General features: G+C 42.6%; 11 protein-coding genes, 1 tRNA gene and 2 rRNA genes. 1 reads left to right on the forward strand and 13 read right to left on the reverse strand.

Annotated elements, in window-relative coordinates:
- Window positions 1–4: 4 nt before the first annotated feature.
- The 11 genes from ACE3JL_RS06445 to ACE3JL_RS06495 all read right to left on the reverse strand — a co-directional run bounded on the left by ACE3JL_RS06445 (window position 5) and on the right by ACE3JL_RS06495 (window position 11,956).
- Window positions 5–96: transfer RNA gene (locus ACE3JL_RS06445), tRNA-Ser, on the reverse strand.
- Between the two features lie 61 nt (window positions 97–157).
- Window positions 158–877, reverse strand: coding sequence for a DevA family ABC transporter ATP-binding protein (locus ACE3JL_RS06450; RefSeq protein WP_271988274.1), 720 nt, complete (start codon window positions 875–877; stop codon window positions 158–160).
- Between the two features lie 18 nt (window positions 878–895).
- A complete protein-coding gene (devC, locus tag ACE3JL_RS06455; RefSeq protein WP_375329099.1) occupies window positions 896–2,068 on the reverse strand; it encodes an ABC transporter permease DevC in 1,173 nt (390 codons plus the stop codon).
- A gap of 116 nt (window positions 2,069–2,184) precedes the next feature.
- The gene (locus tag ACE3JL_RS06460; protein WP_375329100.1) at window positions 2,185–3,468 is read right to left on the reverse strand and encodes an HlyD family efflux transporter periplasmic adaptor subunit; all 1,284 of its coding nucleotides are present in this window, start codon (window positions 3,466–3,468) and stop codon (window positions 2,185–2,187) included.
- Between the two features lie 86 nt (window positions 3,469–3,554).
- On the reverse strand, window positions 3,555–3,758 hold the full coding sequence (locus ACE3JL_RS06465) for a hypothetical protein (RefSeq protein WP_375329101.1): 204 nt from the start codon (window positions 3,756–3,758) through the stop codon (window positions 3,555–3,557).
- A 66-nt stretch (window positions 3,759–3,824) separates the two neighbouring features.
- Complete coding sequence (locus tag ACE3JL_RS06470; RefSeq protein WP_375329102.1) at window positions 3,825–4,217, reverse strand: DUF5360 family protein; 393 nt, start codon at window positions 4,215–4,217, stop codon at window positions 3,825–3,827.
- The gene (locus ACE3JL_RS06475; protein WP_375329103.1) at window positions 4,214–5,383 is read right to left on the reverse strand and encodes an acyltransferase family protein; all 1,170 of its coding nucleotides are present in this window, start codon (window positions 5,381–5,383) and stop codon (window positions 4,214–4,216) included. The genes ACE3JL_RS06470 and ACE3JL_RS06475 overlap by 4 nt, the downstream gene beginning before the upstream one ends.
- Window positions 5,384–5,404: 21 nt before the next feature.
- The gene (locus ACE3JL_RS06480; RefSeq protein WP_375329104.1) at window positions 5,405–5,731 is read right to left on the reverse strand and encodes a DMT family transporter; all 327 of its coding nucleotides are present in this window, start codon (window positions 5,729–5,731) and stop codon (window positions 5,405–5,407) included.
- Between the two features lie 70 nt (window positions 5,732–5,801).
- Window positions 5,802–6,680, reverse strand: a complete 879-nt coding sequence (locus tag ACE3JL_RS06485) for a class I SAM-dependent methyltransferase (RefSeq protein ID WP_375329105.1) — start codon at window positions 6,678–6,680, stop codon at window positions 5,802–5,804.
- An 83-nt stretch (window positions 6,681–6,763) separates the two neighbouring features.
- The gene (locus ACE3JL_RS06490) at window positions 6,764–10,135 is read right to left on the reverse strand and encodes an aminotransferase class I/II-fold pyridoxal phosphate-dependent enzyme (RefSeq protein ID WP_375329106.1); all 3,372 of its coding nucleotides are present in this window, start codon (window positions 10,133–10,135) and stop codon (window positions 6,764–6,766) included.
- A 627-nt stretch (window positions 10,136–10,762) separates the two neighbouring features.
- On the reverse strand, window positions 10,763–11,956 hold the full coding sequence (locus ACE3JL_RS06495; RefSeq protein ID WP_149989937.1) for an IS4 family transposase: 1,194 nt from the start codon (window positions 11,954–11,956) through the stop codon (window positions 10,763–10,765).
- Window positions 11,957–12,159: 203 nt separating this feature from the next.
- On the opposite strand from ACE3JL_RS06495, the gene ACE3JL_RS06500 reads away from it, so the two are divergent.
- A complete protein-coding gene (locus ACE3JL_RS06500) occupies window positions 12,160–12,450 on the forward strand; it encodes a DUF2288 domain-containing protein (protein ID WP_002787597.1) in 291 nt (96 codons plus the stop codon).
- Window positions 12,451–12,506: 56 nt separating this feature from the next.
- Here ACE3JL_RS06500 and rrf read toward each other — a convergent pair.
- Window positions 12,507–12,624, reverse strand: a 5S ribosomal RNA gene (gene rrf, locus ACE3JL_RS06505).
- 55 nt (window positions 12,625–12,679) lie between these two features.
- Window positions 12,680–15,579: ribosomal RNA gene (locus ACE3JL_RS06510) — 23S ribosomal RNA — on the reverse strand.
- Between the last annotated feature and the right edge of the window lie 28 nt (window positions 15,580–15,607).

A 15,607-nucleotide genomic window follows, 5' to 3' on the forward strand; every position in this document is an offset into this window, starting at 1 on the left:
AAGACGGAGAGGGAGGGATTCGAACCCTCGGTACGGTCTTACGATTCGTACAACAGATTAGCAATCTGCCGCATTCGACCACTCTGCCACCTCTCCAAGATGACATTACTCCAGTCTAACATGAAGGGTCGATTTTTGGCAAGTAATTTTTGGGCAGTTAATCGCTTAAACGACCATCCTCCATATTGACAATGCGATCGGCGATGTCGAGAATCCGGTTATCGTGGGTGACGAGTAAAATCGTGCAACCTTGTTCTTTTGCCAATTTCTGCATGATTTCCACCACATCGCGCCCGGATTGTTTATCTAAGGCCGCGGTCGGTTCATCAGCGAGGACTAATTTGGGATGACTGACGAGGGCGCGAGCGATCGCAACCCGTTGTTTTTGTCCCCCCGATAGATCGTGGGGATAGTAATCAACGCGGTCCCCTAAACCCACCGATTCCAAAATTGCGGTGGCTTTTTGATCGAGATCTTGTTCTAAAAACTCCTCGTGCAGTTCCAAAGACATCCTAACGTTTTGTTTCGCTGTCAGGAATTTTAGTAAATTATGTGATTGAAAAATATAGCCAATTTGTCGGCGAATTTTCAGCATTTTGCCCTTACCAATTCCTAACATTTCTTGGCCGAGAATTTTTAAACTGCCCGCTTGTGCCGATCGCAAACCTCCCATTAAACTCAATAAAGTAGTTTTCCCCGATCCCGAAGGACCAGTCATAATCACTACTTCCCCCGCTTTAATTTCTAGATCGATATCGTATAAAACCTGTTTTCTTAATTCCCCCGTGCCAAAATAGTGATTTAAGCCTTTAATGGCAATTACGGGTTCATTAGGGCTAAAATCGCCTAATTCTCGCTCTTTTTGAAAAATCAGCATTATTTCACCCTTGATAGCTTAGAAAATATCGGCTGGATCTGCTGTCCTTAATTTGCCCATAGCGACAATTCCAGAGGCAATACACATAATAATTGTTAGGATTAAAACTTCGATCGCCCTAGCGGTAGTCATCATTATGGGTAAAAGTGTAGCGGAGGAAGCGAGATTATAAACACCGAGAGAGACGATAAACCCCGGTATGTACCCCAAAACCGCTAGTAATAAAGCCTCTTGCATCAAAACCCCGACTAAATACCAATCACCGTAACCCATAGCTTTTAGGGTAGCGTATTCGGGTAAGTGATCGGTGACATCGGAATAGAGAATCTGATAGACAATAACGATCCCGACGATAAAACCGACTACTGCACCTAAACCAAAGATAAAACCAATCGCTGTACCATTTGCCCAATAGGTTTTTTCCTTTTCAGCAAATTCTTTTAAAGTAAGGACTATTACTTCATTTTTAGGGAAAAGTGCCTGTAAATTGGCTTTTACTGCCTCGATGTTTGCCCCCGGTTGCAGTTTCATCAGTCCTATATCGATTTCGTGGGGTTGACGTTCGGGAAAGAGCCTTAAAAAGGTAGAATCACTGCTAATGACGTTACTATCGGCAGCAAAGGAGGCACCAAGGGTAAAAATTCCCGCTACCTGTACCTCTTTTTTATTTAACTGAACTGTCAAATCGGGGTTTTTCTGGAGTAAATCGGCAATTGGACCGAATTCTGGCCTACCAGCTTGATCGTACAAGACGCGATTTAACATCTTTAGATCACTGGATTTTTGATTGACTTCTGGGAGAGTAAAAACCCGTTGACTGGGATCAAAACCAAAGACTAAAGTAGTTCTTTCCAGGGCAGTTTCGGGATTGCGCCACTGGGCTGAAGCAATATAAACTGGGGCTATAGATTGAATGCCCTCGACTCTTTTAGCTTGGTACAAGCGATCGCGTGAGAAACTTTTCACCGCAAAGAGGGTGTCGAATTGGGGATTAATCAGGACTAAATCCGCATCGAGGACATAATGGGGTTTCACGGAAGCATCAAATAAGGCATCCCGAAACCCCAACTGTGTGAAAATTAGGAAGTCAGCAAAAGCAATCCCAGCAATAGCCACAATCAAACGGGTTTTCTCTCGTGTCACCTGTAACCAAGATAGGGGCGTTTTTTTGAATAGATGGGTTAGTTTCATTGGGTGTTGGAGTTTTGGGGTGTTGGGGTGTTGGGGTGTTGGGGTGTTGGGGTTTTAGGGTTTTAGGGTGTTGGGGTTTTAGTTAAAATTCCCCACTTCCCCACTTCCCCTAAAACCTACTCATTGATAGTTACAGTTACTTGGGAATTGGTTAAACCTGCCACTTTTTGACTGTTTTCGCGATCTAAGGCAATACGGACAGAGATAACTTTGCGATCGAAGTTTTCTCCTGGTTGATTGCTGAAGATATTTTGTTGGTCAACTTTTAAGGCAATTAAGCGCACTTTTCCCCTAACTTCGCCCTTAAACGCCGATCCGGTAATTGTGGCAGTTTGTCCCTTGCGAATTTTCCCGATATCGCTTTGATAGATTTCGGCAATTACTTCCATGCGCTCGGTTTCAGCGAGGTCAACAATTCCTTGATCGCTGATTTGTTCCCCGATACGGGTATTGACTTCAATTACTTTGCCGGAAATTGGCGATCGAATATAAGCCTGATTTAACTCAGTTTGGGCTTTTTTAACGGCAATTAGGGCAGCATTTACCTCCGCTTCGGCTGCCCGCACATCGACTCCCCGCACTTCCGAGACTTGATTTAAAGTGGATCTGGCTTCTTTGATCTGCTGTTGACCGGTGGATTCAATCCGGGCTAGGGTAGTCTTGGCTTCTTCTATCTCTTGTTTACCGGTGCGTTCAATTCTCTCTAGGGTAACTTTTGCTTCTGTTAGTTGTTGATTACTGGTTTCTAAATTCAGTCTTTTACTATCAAAACTAGAGGCGGAAATTGCCCCTTCTTGATAGAGTTTTTCGTAGCGATCGAATTCAGCTTTGGCATTGCGATATTCGGCTTCTAATTTAGCAATTGTCGCTTTTTGGGCAGCCCTATCCCCTTCTAATTGCGCTGTTAATCTTTGGATAGTTGTCCGTTGGGTTGCTTGATCTCCTAACCATTGTGCCTCGATTTTCCGCACGTTAGCAGCATTAGCATCGATTTCTCCGACTTTTGCCCCAGCTTTCACCTGTTCTAGCTTGGCTGCGGCAACTTTCACCTGTTCTTGTGCCTGTCGCAGGTTATCCTCTAATCTTTCCTGACTTTCGAGAATGGCGATTATTTGTCCCGTTTTGACGCTATCTCCTTCATCGACTAATAATTGCTTGACTCGATCGGAATCAAGCAACATCGGAGCAGATATACTGATAATTTCTGTCCTCGGTTCAATTCTGCCTAAAGCGGTGATTTTTTGCGGTGTGGGTGACGCAATTACAGGGGTTTTAGTTTCGGGTTTGGTGGCGACTTGGGAAAGACTATAAAAGGTGGTTATTCCTAATAATCCTGTGCCTAATACTATTAACCCGATAATTAACTTTTGATTTGGTTTCACAAAAGTTTTACCTTTCATAATTTTTTAGTTAATAAGTGATTGTTGGCGGTTAAGAGTTTTTCTGCAAATAAGTAGTAAGAATTTTACCTAATAATTCTCTTGGTTCATCGATCGCAATTTGTGCGATCACCATCTAAAGGTAAGGGAGCATCTAGACGGATAACCTCACTTTCAGGCTCTAATCTTGCCAACGCAGCTACTTTTATAATAAGGGGTGTTGTTGCTTTTGGTTGAGAAATAGGTGACTTACCCCATCTCCAGGGCGAAACTTGGTAAACTAACCCCACACTGGTAACACTTGTTTTCATAACGGCAAGGGCTAATAGCTAGGGCCAAGGATGACAAGGTTGAGATAATGATTAATTGTTCATGTTTCATGACTTATCATTAATTAAATAAGGGATAAAAAATAAAGGATATATTAGTAAAAAAAGATTGGGGAGCCACCAGGTTAAATCAAAATCTTCTCTAATTATCCAAAAAGTAATTGCTTGTAATCCCGAGCAAAAAGTTAAAACCAAAGAAATTAAAGCTAATTTCTTTGATTTTTTTTTGTTTTTGATAAAGTAAAGACTGAGAAAACCGGTGAAGGATATTAATAAATCCAGAGGTAAAAAAGACCAATTCCAGGCTACTAAAATAGGATTATAATAGTCTCTAAAAAGATATTCTGGAGGCAGCAAATGGCAAATGGTAATAAACCAATACAAAATAAAGCCTGAATCAGTGATGAGAAAAAATAGTTTAAGAAATTTAGGATAAATCATACTGAGTTTGAGCGACGATTTAAAAACGGATATTCACAGAACTGAAAAAATACTCGAGATAAAATTAAAATTACGGGAACACCAATAACTAATAGTGCCAAAAATTCTGATACTTTATCCCATCCTAAAGGACGTAGTATATAACGCCAAAGCATTTCCAAAATTGGCGCATGAATTAAATATATGCTGTAGGAAAAAATTCCTATAAAAACAAGAAATCGAGAGCCAATAAACTGAGAAAGTTTATTATGTTTTAACTTGGCTCCAGCAATCAGTATAGATAAAGTAGCAAAAGCACATAAGCTATCTAAAAACGCCAGATTTTGTTCCACTTGGTCGAAGCCCCAAAAATAACATAGTCCGATAATTAATAAAATCAAAATTCCTGCGATGAGTTCCCAAGAAAAGCTTGAGCGTATTTTGATCCAGATACTGTATTGAGAAAAAACAATTGTTGCCGCCAAGACACCTAAAGTAAAATCGAAAATCAAACCTATGTATTGAGGAGGGACATCTTTAATTTGAGCCATCTCAAGCAGCAGGATAGTTGTATAAGATAAAAAAGCTACAGCAATTGTTGTACCTAAACCGCCTAAGCGTTTCCAACTAAGAACAATGAGGGGAAAACAAAGATATAATTGCCAAATTACCGCCAAAGACCAGAATACATAATTAATTTGGGTAGGAGCGAAAAAATCTTGCACCATTAACAGACCAGAAATTACTCCTATTGTAGTCACAGGAATACTAATATCCCATTGCGAGCCTGTTTTTGTGCCAATGAAAAAATAGATAAGAAATAGAGAAAGTAAAAGCGCACAGTAATAAGGTGGTAAAATCCGCTTTGAGCGCTTTTTAATAAATTCAATTGTTCCACCTGGCAAATTACCATTTCCTTCAACAACAGGTAACATTAGACAAAACCCAGATAGGACAATAAAAACAACAACGGCAAAGTGTCCATAGTATAGCCAACTCGTCAGATGTAAGATCAATCCTGTGGGACGTTCACGATAGCCAAAAGGTTCTGCTGCTGCTGGCCAAATTTGATACCATATATGACTAACTAAGACAAATAAAGCAGCTACTGCTCGTAAGCCATATAAAAAGCTAGAGTATTGTTTGGTTAATTGTAGTTTAGCCATTGACTGAATTTTTCTTTTCATATTTTTGGTATTTTTCTCTAATCAATGAAGTTTCAGGGTTAGATTTAGTCCCACCACTCCCAGAATAATCCAGCCAATGGAAACAATTTTTAAGGTACTGAGATTTTCTTTAAAAATCACAAATCCTAAGATAGCAACTAGAGCCGTTCCTAAACCCGACCACACAGCATAAGCAACATTCAAATGAATCCCTCTCAGGGACATAGTAAAAATCGACAAACTAGCAATATAAAAGACTACAATCAAAGCAGAAGAAATAAGATTAGTAAATCCATTGGATAACTTCATAAATATAGTTCCTATTGCTTCTAACAAAATTGCAGTTATCAGATAATACCAACTTATCATAAACCCAAAGCTCCTAAGTAAAAGTTAAAAAAGCCAGATATTGATACCATCTCTATCTGGCGATGCAGGTTTAATTCTTGAGAGATAATAAGGCACAAAAATCGTGTTTTACTAATACAGGATTCTGTGCATCGAATCGCTGATTAGCATACTGAATAAAATTGTCAAAAACTTCAGCTACTAAATCAGGATTTAAAGCATTAATAAACCCTGCTGATGCGCCAGATTTTAGCATATAATCAGCTACTTGTTCTCCATTAATACAAGGGATTATGACTTCTCCATTCCATGCTTCTTGCACCTTAAAATTACGTTGACAAAAAGCTTTAATTAAGTAATCTTTACCCTTAGGCAGGTGGAGATCAACACTCTTGTTCATAGCTTGGGGATAATCCATTAAAACTTGGGTAAACAAATTAGAAACTTCTTTGAGAGAACAAGCCCGATTTTCAATAATTCCTAAAAATCCTTGAGGTTTTAGAACTCTTTGCATTTCTTTGCTTAATTGAGAATGATTCATGTAACAAATACCCCAACCACAAACCAATCCATCAAGAGAATTATCAGCGAGACTAGCTAAAAATGAAAGACCATCTGATTGAACAAAGCGAATATTATTTAAGTTTTGACTCAAGGTTTTCTCTTGATTCTTGGTCAGCATTCCCAGAGAAAGATCAACTGCAATTATTTGTCCTGTTCCTCCAACTGCTTCAGCTAACTTGCTGGTAAAAAAACCAGTTCCACAGGCAAGATCTAAAATGGTTTGTCCTTGTTTAACGGGTAATTTTTTCCAAAGAGTTAAAGCACTTTTACCTAGATACTTAGAGTAGTAATCGTCGTAGGAAATAGCGGCTTTATCATAATCAGCAGTCTGATCAGATTTAACTTTACTAAGTTTGACTTTAGCGACTTGATAGAGCAGCTTGGGCATTTTCAAAAGGGGGGTCATTTTTTACCTCACAATGGGGAAAACTAAGAGATATAAAGAGGAAGTCAAGAGAACAAAACAGAACAAAATAAGAAACTTGATAACTATGAGTTGGTGAATTTTTTCAATTCATCAACTGCCGCTTCAACGGTAAAATGCACTTGCTTTTCTGTGTGAGTACAACTCATAAAAAAGCGTAATCGTGCAGTGTTATCTGCAACAGCTGGATAAATCAGCGGCTGAACATTAATTCCTCGATGAAAAAGAGATTGAGATAGTTGGATACACTTTAATGAGTTGCCAACAATTATCGGGATTACTGCCGAATCTTTACTTAGTCCAGTATTCAGGCCATGTTCTTTAGCTAAGTTCAAGAATAGGTTAGAGTTTTGGTGTAAACGTTTTACACGCTCTGGTTCTGACTTTAATAATTGAATTGAGGCTAAAGCAGAGGCGGCATTAGGTGGGGAAATTCCCACACTATACACAAAGCCAGGAGCCGTATATTTGAGGTATTCAATTATAGCTTTTTTTCCGGCAATGTAGCCACCACAACTAGCGAAGGATTTACTTAAAGTTCCCATCCATAAGTCAACGTCACTGGGGTTAACTCCGAAATATTCCCCAATACCACATCCAGATTTACCCAGTACACCAATGGAGTGAGCTTCATCAATCATCAATGCAGTACGATAGCGCTTCCGCAGTTCAATAAACTTAGGTAAGTTAGGGATATCGCCATCCATGCTATAAACTCCCTCAATAACAATCAAAGCTTTTTCATATTGACAGCGTTTCTCTTGCAGGATTTGTTCTAAAGCTTGCCAATCATTGTGAGAGAAAGAGAACAAACTTGCTCCCGAGTTGATGCAACCCTGAATAATGCTATTATGACTGAGTACGTCACATACAATTAGGTCATTTTTGCCAAAGAGATGACTAATGGTAGTGACATTAGTGGAGTGGCCCCCAACATAGACTAAAGCATCGTCTACACCGACTAAATTAGCGATTTCTTGTTCTAATTCCCGATGAAGGAGTTTTTCACCAGAAACTACACGACTGGCCGATACAGAAGTTCCGTAATCATCAATAGCTTCTTTAGCTGCTTGACTAATCTTGGGTTCTCCCGACATTCCGAGATAGTTATAACTTGAATAATTAATCAGTTCTTTTTCTCCTATTCGGGTAATATTTTTAGCTACCCCTTGATTAATTTTGAAGTATGGGTTTTGTAAGCCAAGAGTTTCCAATTGTTTAATTTGATGTTTGATTTTTTGGTAAGCTGGATCTTGCTCAAAGTTAGTCAAATCAACTGAATTAACCAAGGAAGTATTTACTATTTTTTCAGAACTTAATCCATTTGGTGCTAAATAGCGAGCAACTGCATGAATGCTAGGATATTCATAAACCAGCGTGGGAGATACAGTTTTTCCGAGCCATTGCTCAAGCTCTCCCGAAAGACTTATTGCTGCTAAAGAACTTAGTCCATAACTTGCTAAGTCTTGTTTAACATCTATTTTTTCTGGTGCTATTTGTAAGATACCTGCAATTTTTTTAGTTAGCCACTTTTCAATTGCTCCTTGAGTATCTGACAAAATTTTATTCTGATCATCCTCGGATAATTCTTCAACAATCTGATAACTTTTGACTTGTTTTAACAGACAGTTAATATCTGATTTAAGCTGCTTAAATCCATTCTTGTGTTCAGGATTCTTACTCCAATCCCCAATCACATCAAGAGTTCCTGCTAGGAAAGCAGTCCGACAAGCTATTCGTTGAATTTTACCACTAGAGGTTTTAGGAATACTTGCTGTCTTAAGAAGTGCCACGGCATAAACATCTAGTTGATGTTCTTCGGCAACAGAGCTAATAATTTGCTGAATTACGGCTGGATAGTCTAATTTACGCAGATAACTCCGCTCTACCTCTTGGACAACCACTAGCCTCTCTTGACCGGCTATTTCAATAGAAAAAGCAGCACCATAATCTTTTCGCAGCGCCGAGTTACTTTGTTGGACTGTAGATTCAATATCTTGAGGATAATGATTACGTCCTTGAACAATAATTAAATCCTTGAGTCTTCCTGTGATAAATAACTCACCAGCTAGTAAAAATCCTAAATCTCCTGTCCGCAGAAATGGACCAACCTGGGTATCAGCTAAATAAGCTTTGAAAGTTTCTTCTGTCTGTTCGGGTCGATTCCAATAACCCTGAGCTACACTATCACTAGATACCCAAATTTCTCCTATTTCTCCATCTCGACATTCAGTTAAAGATTTAGGATTCACAATCACAATTTTTTCTGATAACCAAGCGTGACCACAACCGACCAATAACTGAGCATTCGGGTGTTGACAGTTAATAGTAACGGCACTATTTTCTAAAAGAGCTAATTTATCAACTGCTTCAATCACAGGAGATTGGCTTTTAATTCCACCGGACACAAATAGAGTAGTTTCAGCCATCCCATAACAAGGATAAAATGCCTCTCTCTTAAAACCATAATCAGCGAAAGTATTAGCAAATTTTTCTAAGGTAGCTGCTCGCACAGGTTCAGCCCCAGTAAAAGCTACATCCCAACAACTTAAATCCAGATTTTCTCGCTCTTGAGGTTTAATTTTAGAGGCACATAATTCATAAGCAAAATTAGGACCACCACTACTGGTAGCTTTGTAGCGAGAAATAGCCTGTAACCATCGGAGCGGTTTTTGGATAAATGCTTCTGGAGGCATAATCACAGAAGGAAATCCGACGTATATGGGTTGTAATACGTGACCAATTAGTCCCATATCATGGAATAGTGGCAACCATCCTACACCAATAGTTTTGCTTGTGTGTCCAAAGGCAGAAGCAATCAGTCTTTCATTATGAAGTAAATTTTTATGACTAACCATAACTCCTTTAGGCATACCTGTTGAACCGGAAGTATATTGTAGGAAAGCTATGTCTTCTAAAGAAAGATTCAGTTTTTGCCAGTTTTCTGCTTGCTCATCCGGGATGTTATTAGTAGCTAGGCAAGGTACGGTTACTAACTCAGGGTCACTCGAAAATTTTTCCTCAATAGTACTTAATAAAGATGTAGTAGTTAAGGCCAGTTTGGCTTGAGCATCTTTAGTGATTGCTTGTAGTCGGGAGAGCTTTTGATTACGTCGGGGGGGATAAACAGGAACAGCAATAACACCAGCATATAAACAGGCAAAGAAAGCAATGATAAATTCTTCCCCTGATGGATAGAGCAATAAAGCTCTTTCTCCCGGAGACATTTGTAACTGAAGTTGAGCCGCCAAAGCTTTTGCTTTTTGCTCTAATTGCCGATAAGTCAGTCTGGCGGTTTCTGTTTCTCCATTAGCCAAAAAGATATAAGCTGTTTGCTCGGCTTGCTGCAATGCTCTATGGTTCAAAATATCTACAAAAGTAGAAATGTCCTGAAAAATTTCGCCTTGAGATTTTGACTCTACAGATAAACAAAGCATTTTTTCCTCTACAACTGATTTCTGAAGTTCTTTTAACTTAAAACTAATTATCGGCGAATTATTTTGGAACTACAACCTAAGTTTAGGAAGTTAAGAAAGAAGTTAAGGATAACGTAATCTAAGTTTAGGAAGTTAAGAAAGAAGTTAAGGATAACGTAACCGGGCTCTTCTCGACTTTGTGTGATAATTTTTGCTTATAGAATCGTGAAATATTTACCTAGAAAGACTTTTAGGACTATTTTGCTGAAGAAACTATCAGTATAGACCCTGTTTCCACACAGAAACCAGAAGAACCGTAACCCGTTCAGGAGAGGTGTCAAGCCGCCAGTGGCATTGACTCTGTGGAAGGACTCTCAAGGAGAAGCGCTGCCTTTCCTAGAAGAGCGAATCGCTTCGGTCATAAGTAAGCTGTTCGTAATTTAAATTGCTTGTTGAGACGAGGCACTCATGCAAGAGGCAAAAGGCAACAGCAAAGGGATTGGGGGAGGTTCCGCTAATCTAAGAATAAGCGGTTTAAATGCGTCTTAGCTTACCTAAGCAAAATTAATTACACATCTAAGCCGTCAGCCGTCAGCTTTTTGAGTGATCAGTAAACAGTGATAATTACTTCAAGGGGTGACAAGGCGACTAAAAGGCTTGCTGGATAAGGCGCATAGCCGTTAGACCCCTAGAAAAATCGGGGTGTTTTCCTGGCTTGAGGCGGATCAAAGAAAAGGCGAGTTCCGAGTACGCGTCCATCGACTCGATCCAGAAGCTCCCATAAGTACCTATCCAAAAATCGCTATGTCTTTCCGGACCGCGTTTCGCTTCTTTGGAGCGACAAATATAATCGCGAGTTCCCGATTTCTTGAGATTTTGACCACGGGTTGTATTCAAAGAGTAAGCGATAGCGATTAATAAAATTAAGGCGAGAAAGCGAGGCTCGCTCACTTTCGTTTTTTCAAGATTATATCCTCCCGTTTTACAATCTTTGAACATCGCTTCAATCCCGAATCGAGATTTATATAACTTGAGAGTTATCTCTAAAGATTCTAGGTTGGTCAATAAATACCAAGGCTCTTTAGACCCTTTAGTTCGATAACCTCTTTTCCAATAAGTTGCTAGGTTGAACCCCTCGATCTCATGGCTTTTCGTGTGGGTCACTCCCCGAAAGAAGTTTCGCTCGCCCCGGTTCGGTTCTAACTCGGAAAGGGCTTGATAGTTTTCTCCATCTTTCAATCGCGTGTAGGTACTTTTCTTTTGACGGAAGATAAAAGCTACACCTCTGTCGTCAAGCCACTTCCCTAATTGCGCTGACTGAAATTCACGGTCTCCCATTACGACGAGCGGATAGGGTTTCAACAACCCTAAGACTGGCTTGAGGAATTTTTTCTGTTCCCCGAGAGCGCTACTTCCTTTTTTATTCAGTAACACCCAATATACGGGCAAAGCTCTCCGACCACAAATCACACTGGCGACGAATAAATTTCTCCCCTTCCAATCGGTTCTATCTATGACGACTAATAATCTTCCCGCGTGTTTCAGTTTTTTGAGCCTTCTTCTTTGCTCTCGATTTTTATTTTTTCCGCTAAATTCTAGCTTGACGATCTGTTTGATCAAAGGAAACCACAAGAGTTTCACGTTTAGTTGCGGGAGCTTAAGAAATCTCTGCAAATTCCGTCTTCTACTTTCAAAGGTTATCGGTTGCGGGAAAAGAGCGGCCAGTTTCTCTAGTTGGACTATCCGATGACTTTGTAAGAGCAGGATTAGGAGCTGTAAGGTCAAATAGCTCGCCTCGCTAAGGTTCGCCTGTAAACAAGCCTGATAGAATGAAGGTAACATTTTAAAATTTTGAGTGGTTGTCCTAACCACTCTATTTCTTTAGGGGGTCGTTTGGCTAGACCCCCCGCTCTATCTAGCTTGTAGCCCCTCTGTCACCCCTTGAAGATAATTACTATAGATGGAGAGCGGTCGTCCCTTTGCCTGTATGCTAGAAGGAGGAGCTAATTCGTTATTGAGCGAGCTTTTTCGCAAGGATTGACAGTATGGGTAATATTCACGAGCAGTTATTAGAGGAATTAGCCGAAGTGGAGTGGAGCGACTTGATCCCCCATGCTCAAAGGGATGCGCTGATCCTGGTTTCCGATTCCCTCAATTTAATCGAAGTGGCAGAAGCGATCGCTGGTGATCGGGTTGCTCAAGTGCAGAATTGGATCGGGGAAAAACTACTAGAAAAACCGACACAAGAGCAATTAAGCGATTGGAATTCCCATCCCGATAACCTTTTTAATACACTAATCGTGCAACCTTTTGTGTTAATTCAGACCATAGCTTAGATTTAGATAAAACCAAACCCCCCAATCTGGTGAGATTGAGGGGTAGGAAAGAATAATCCTGGCATCGAGCTATTGTCCCGGTCGGCAACCCGACAAGTATCTTGGCCACGGTGAAGTTTCACAACCGAGTTCGGGATGGAATCGGAGTGGTGCCATCACGTTAAAGACACCAGGAAGGGTAGAACCCTCAAGACTGCAAAAGCTAGGAAAAAAGTGGTGAAAGAAGAATGAGGTCAAGCCCTCGGTCGGTTAGTACTCCTCGACTGCACTCGTTACCGAGCTTCCATCTAGAGCCTATCAACGGGTAGTCTACCCGAGACCTTACTGGCTTAATGCCATGAGAGCAATCATCTGGAGGTGGGCTTCCCACTTAGATGCTTTCAGCGGTTATCCGCTCCGCACATGGCTACCCTGCGTTTACCGTTGGCACGATAACAGGTACACCAGCGGTGCGTCCTTCCCGGTCCTCTCGTACTAAGGAAGGCTCCTCGCAATGCTCTTACGCCTACACCGGATATGGACCGAACTGTCTCACGACGTTCTGAACCCAGCTCACGTACCGCTTTAATGGGCGAACAGCCCAACCCTTGGGACCGACTTCAGCCCCAGGTTGCGATGAGCCGACATCGAGGTGCCAAACCTCCCCGTCGATGTGAACTCTTGGGGGAGATCAGCCTGTTATCCCTAGAGTAACTTTTATCCGTTGAGCGACGGCCCTTCCACGCGGTGCCGTCGGATCACTAAAGCCGACTTTCGTCCCTGTTCGACTTGTGGGTCTCACAGTCAAGCTCCCTTCTGCTTTTGCACTCTATCGTCCCATTTCCAACGGGACCGAGGGAACCTTTGCGCGCCTCCGTTACCTTTTAGGAGGCGACCGCCCCAGTCAAACTGCCCACCTGAAACTGTCTCCCGCCCCGATTAGGGGTCAGGGTTAGAATTCTAGCCTCGCCAGAGTGGTATCTCACCGTTAGCTCCACCCTCCCCACGAGGAGAGTTTCAAAGCTTCCCACCTATCCTGCGCAAGCGAAGCCCGAAGCCAATTCCAGGCTACAGTAAAGCTTCATAGGGTCTTTCTGTCCAGGTGCAGGTAGTCCGTATCTTCACAGACAATCCTATTTCGCCGAGTCTCTCTCCGAGACAGTGCCCAGATCGTTACGCCTTTCGTGCGGGTCGGAACTTACCCGACAAGGAATTTCGCTACCTTAGGACCGTTATAGTTACGGCCGCCGTTCACCGGGGCTTCGGTCGTCAGCTTCAGGCTTCGACAAGCTCAGCCCTGACCAACTTCCTTAACCTTCCGGCACTGGGCAGGCGTCAGCCCCCATACTGCGTCTTACGACTTGGCGGAGACCTGTGTTTTTGGTAAACAGTCGCCTGGGCCTATTCACTGCGACCCTCTTGCGAGGGTACCCCTTCTCCCGAAGTTACGGGGTCATTTTGCCGAGTTCCTTAGAGAGAGTTATCTCGCGCCCCTTAGTATTCTCTACTTCCCCACCTGTGTCGGTTTCGGGTACAGGCAATTAATGATTAACGTGGTTCGGGCTTTTCTAGGAAGCTTGATCAGCGCCACTTCCCTCCCGTGGGAGGTGGGACTCGCGTCTTAGCTCCTGGTGTTTTCTCCACCTCTCATCGCCTCGACTGCTTGCACTGGTAACCAACATCCAGCTGACGTTGACCTTCTCCGTTCTCCGGCACAATCATTAATCGGTACGGGAATGTTAACCCGTTGTCCATCGACTACGCTTTTCAGCCTCGCCTTAGGTCCTGACTGACCCTCCGCGGACGAGCCTTGCGGAGGAAACCTTGGGGTTTCGGGGTGTGGGATTCTCACCCACATTTTCGCTACTTAAGCCGACATTCTCACTTCTATAGAGTCCACAGCTGCTTGCCGCTACTGCTTCACCCCCTATAGAACGCTCCCCTACCACAGTTCGCTTACGCTCACTGTCCACAGCTTCGGTAGATAACTTAGCCCCGTTCATTTTCGGCGCAGGAGCGCTTGACCAGTGAGCTATTACGCACTCTTTTAAGGATTGCTGCTTCTAGGCAAACCTCCTGGTTGTCAATGCACTCCCACCTCCTTTCTCACTTAGTTATCATTTGGGGACCTTAGCTGGTGGTCTGGGCTGTTTCCCTCTTGACGATGAAGCTTATCCCCCACCGTCTCACTGGTAGTTTTTTTAGCCGTATTCAGAGTTTGCCTCGCCTTGGTACCGGTCTCCCAGCCCGCGGCGAAACAGTGCTTTACCCCGACTAAACTTCCACTACCGCTGCGCCTCAACACATTTCGGGGAGAACCAGCTAGCTCCGAGTTCGATTGGCATTTCACCCCTAACCACAGCTCATCCGCTAATTTTTCAACATTAGTCGGTTCGGACCTCCACTTGGTTTTACCCAAGCTTCATCCTGGCCATGGTTAGATCACCCGGGTTCGGGTCTACAAATTATGACTTTTCGCCCTGTTCAGACTCGCTTTCGCTGGGGCTGTGGGGTCTTCCCCCTTCACCTGCCATAACCTGTAAGTCGCCGGCTCATTCTTCAACAGGCACACGGTCAGACGTTCAATCGTCCTCCCATTGCTTGTAGGCTAACGGTTTCATGTTCTATTTCACTCCCCTTCCGGGGTTCTTTTCACCTTTCCCTCGCGGTACTGTTTCTCTATCGGTCACACGGGAATATTTAGCCTTACCTCGTGGTCGAGGCAGATTCACACGGGATTTCACGTGCCCCATGCTACTCGGGATGCAGTTAAGCTGGTTCCTTTTTCGACTACAGGACTTTCACCTTCTCTGGTGCGGTTTTCAGCCGCTTCGTCTAAATTTCCCAGTCTTTTGTTACTGTCCCACGACCCCAAGTTCCGAAGAACTTGGTTTAGGCTGTTCCCTTTTCGCTCGCCGCTACTGGGGGAATCGCTGTTGCTTTCTTTTCCTCTGGCTACTAAGATGTTTCAGTTCACCAGGTTTGCTCGCTCCACCCTATGTATTCAGGTGGTCGTGTTTAGGGTTGCCCCATTCGGATATCTTCGGATCAATGCTTGCTTCCCGCTCCCCGAAGCGTTTCGTCGGTAACTACGTCCTTCTTCGCTTCCGTGTGCCTAGGTATCCACCGTTAGCCCTTATTAGCTTGACCTTGCGGTCTTCTTTTTTGGCTTTTTCAC

This window comes from Microcystis sp. BLCC-F210 (assembly GCF_042134685.1).
Lineage (GTDB): Bacteria > Cyanobacteriota > Cyanobacteriia > Cyanobacteriales > Microcystaceae > Microcystis > Microcystis aeruginosa_D.

Coding starts and splice junctions, on each gene's coding strand:
- ACE3JL_RS06450 (WP_271988274.1), bottom strand. CDS start 877: ATGCTGATTTTTCAAAAAGAGCGAGAATTAGGCGATTTTAGCCCTAAT.
- devC (WP_375329099.1), bottom strand. CDS start 2,068: ATGAAACTAACCCATCTATTCAAAAAAACGCCCCTATCTTGGTTACAG.
- ACE3JL_RS06460 (WP_375329100.1), bottom strand. CDS start 3,468: ATGAAAGGTAAAACTTTTGTGAAACCAAATCAAAAGTTAATTATCGGG.
- ACE3JL_RS06465 (WP_375329101.1), bottom strand. CDS start 3,758: ATGAAAACAAGTGTTACCAGTGTGGGGTTAGTTTACCAAGTTTCGCCC.
- ACE3JL_RS06470 (WP_375329102.1), bottom strand. CDS start 4,217: ATGATTTATCCTAAATTTCTTAAACTATTTTTTCTCATCACTGATTCA.
- ACE3JL_RS06475 (WP_375329103.1), bottom strand. CDS start 5,383: ATGAAAAGAAAAATTCAGTCAATGGCTAAACTACAATTAACCAAACAA.
- ACE3JL_RS06480 (WP_375329104.1), bottom strand. CDS start 5,731: ATGATAAGTTGGTATTATCTGATAACTGCAATTTTGTTAGAAGCAATA.
- ACE3JL_RS06485 (WP_375329105.1), bottom strand. CDS start 6,680: ATGACCCCCCTTTTGAAAATGCCCAAGCTGCTCTATCAAGTCGCTAAA.
- ACE3JL_RS06490 (WP_375329106.1), bottom strand. CDS start 10,135: ATGCTTTGTTTATCTGTAGAGTCAAAATCTCAAGGCGAAATTTTTCAG.
- ACE3JL_RS06495 (WP_149989937.1), bottom strand. CDS start 11,956: ATGTTACCTTCATTCTATCAGGCTTGTTTACAGGCGAACCTTAGCGAG.
- ACE3JL_RS06500 (WP_002787597.1), top strand. CDS start 12,160: ATGGGTAATATTCACGAGCAGTTATTAGAGGAATTAGCCGAAGTGGAG.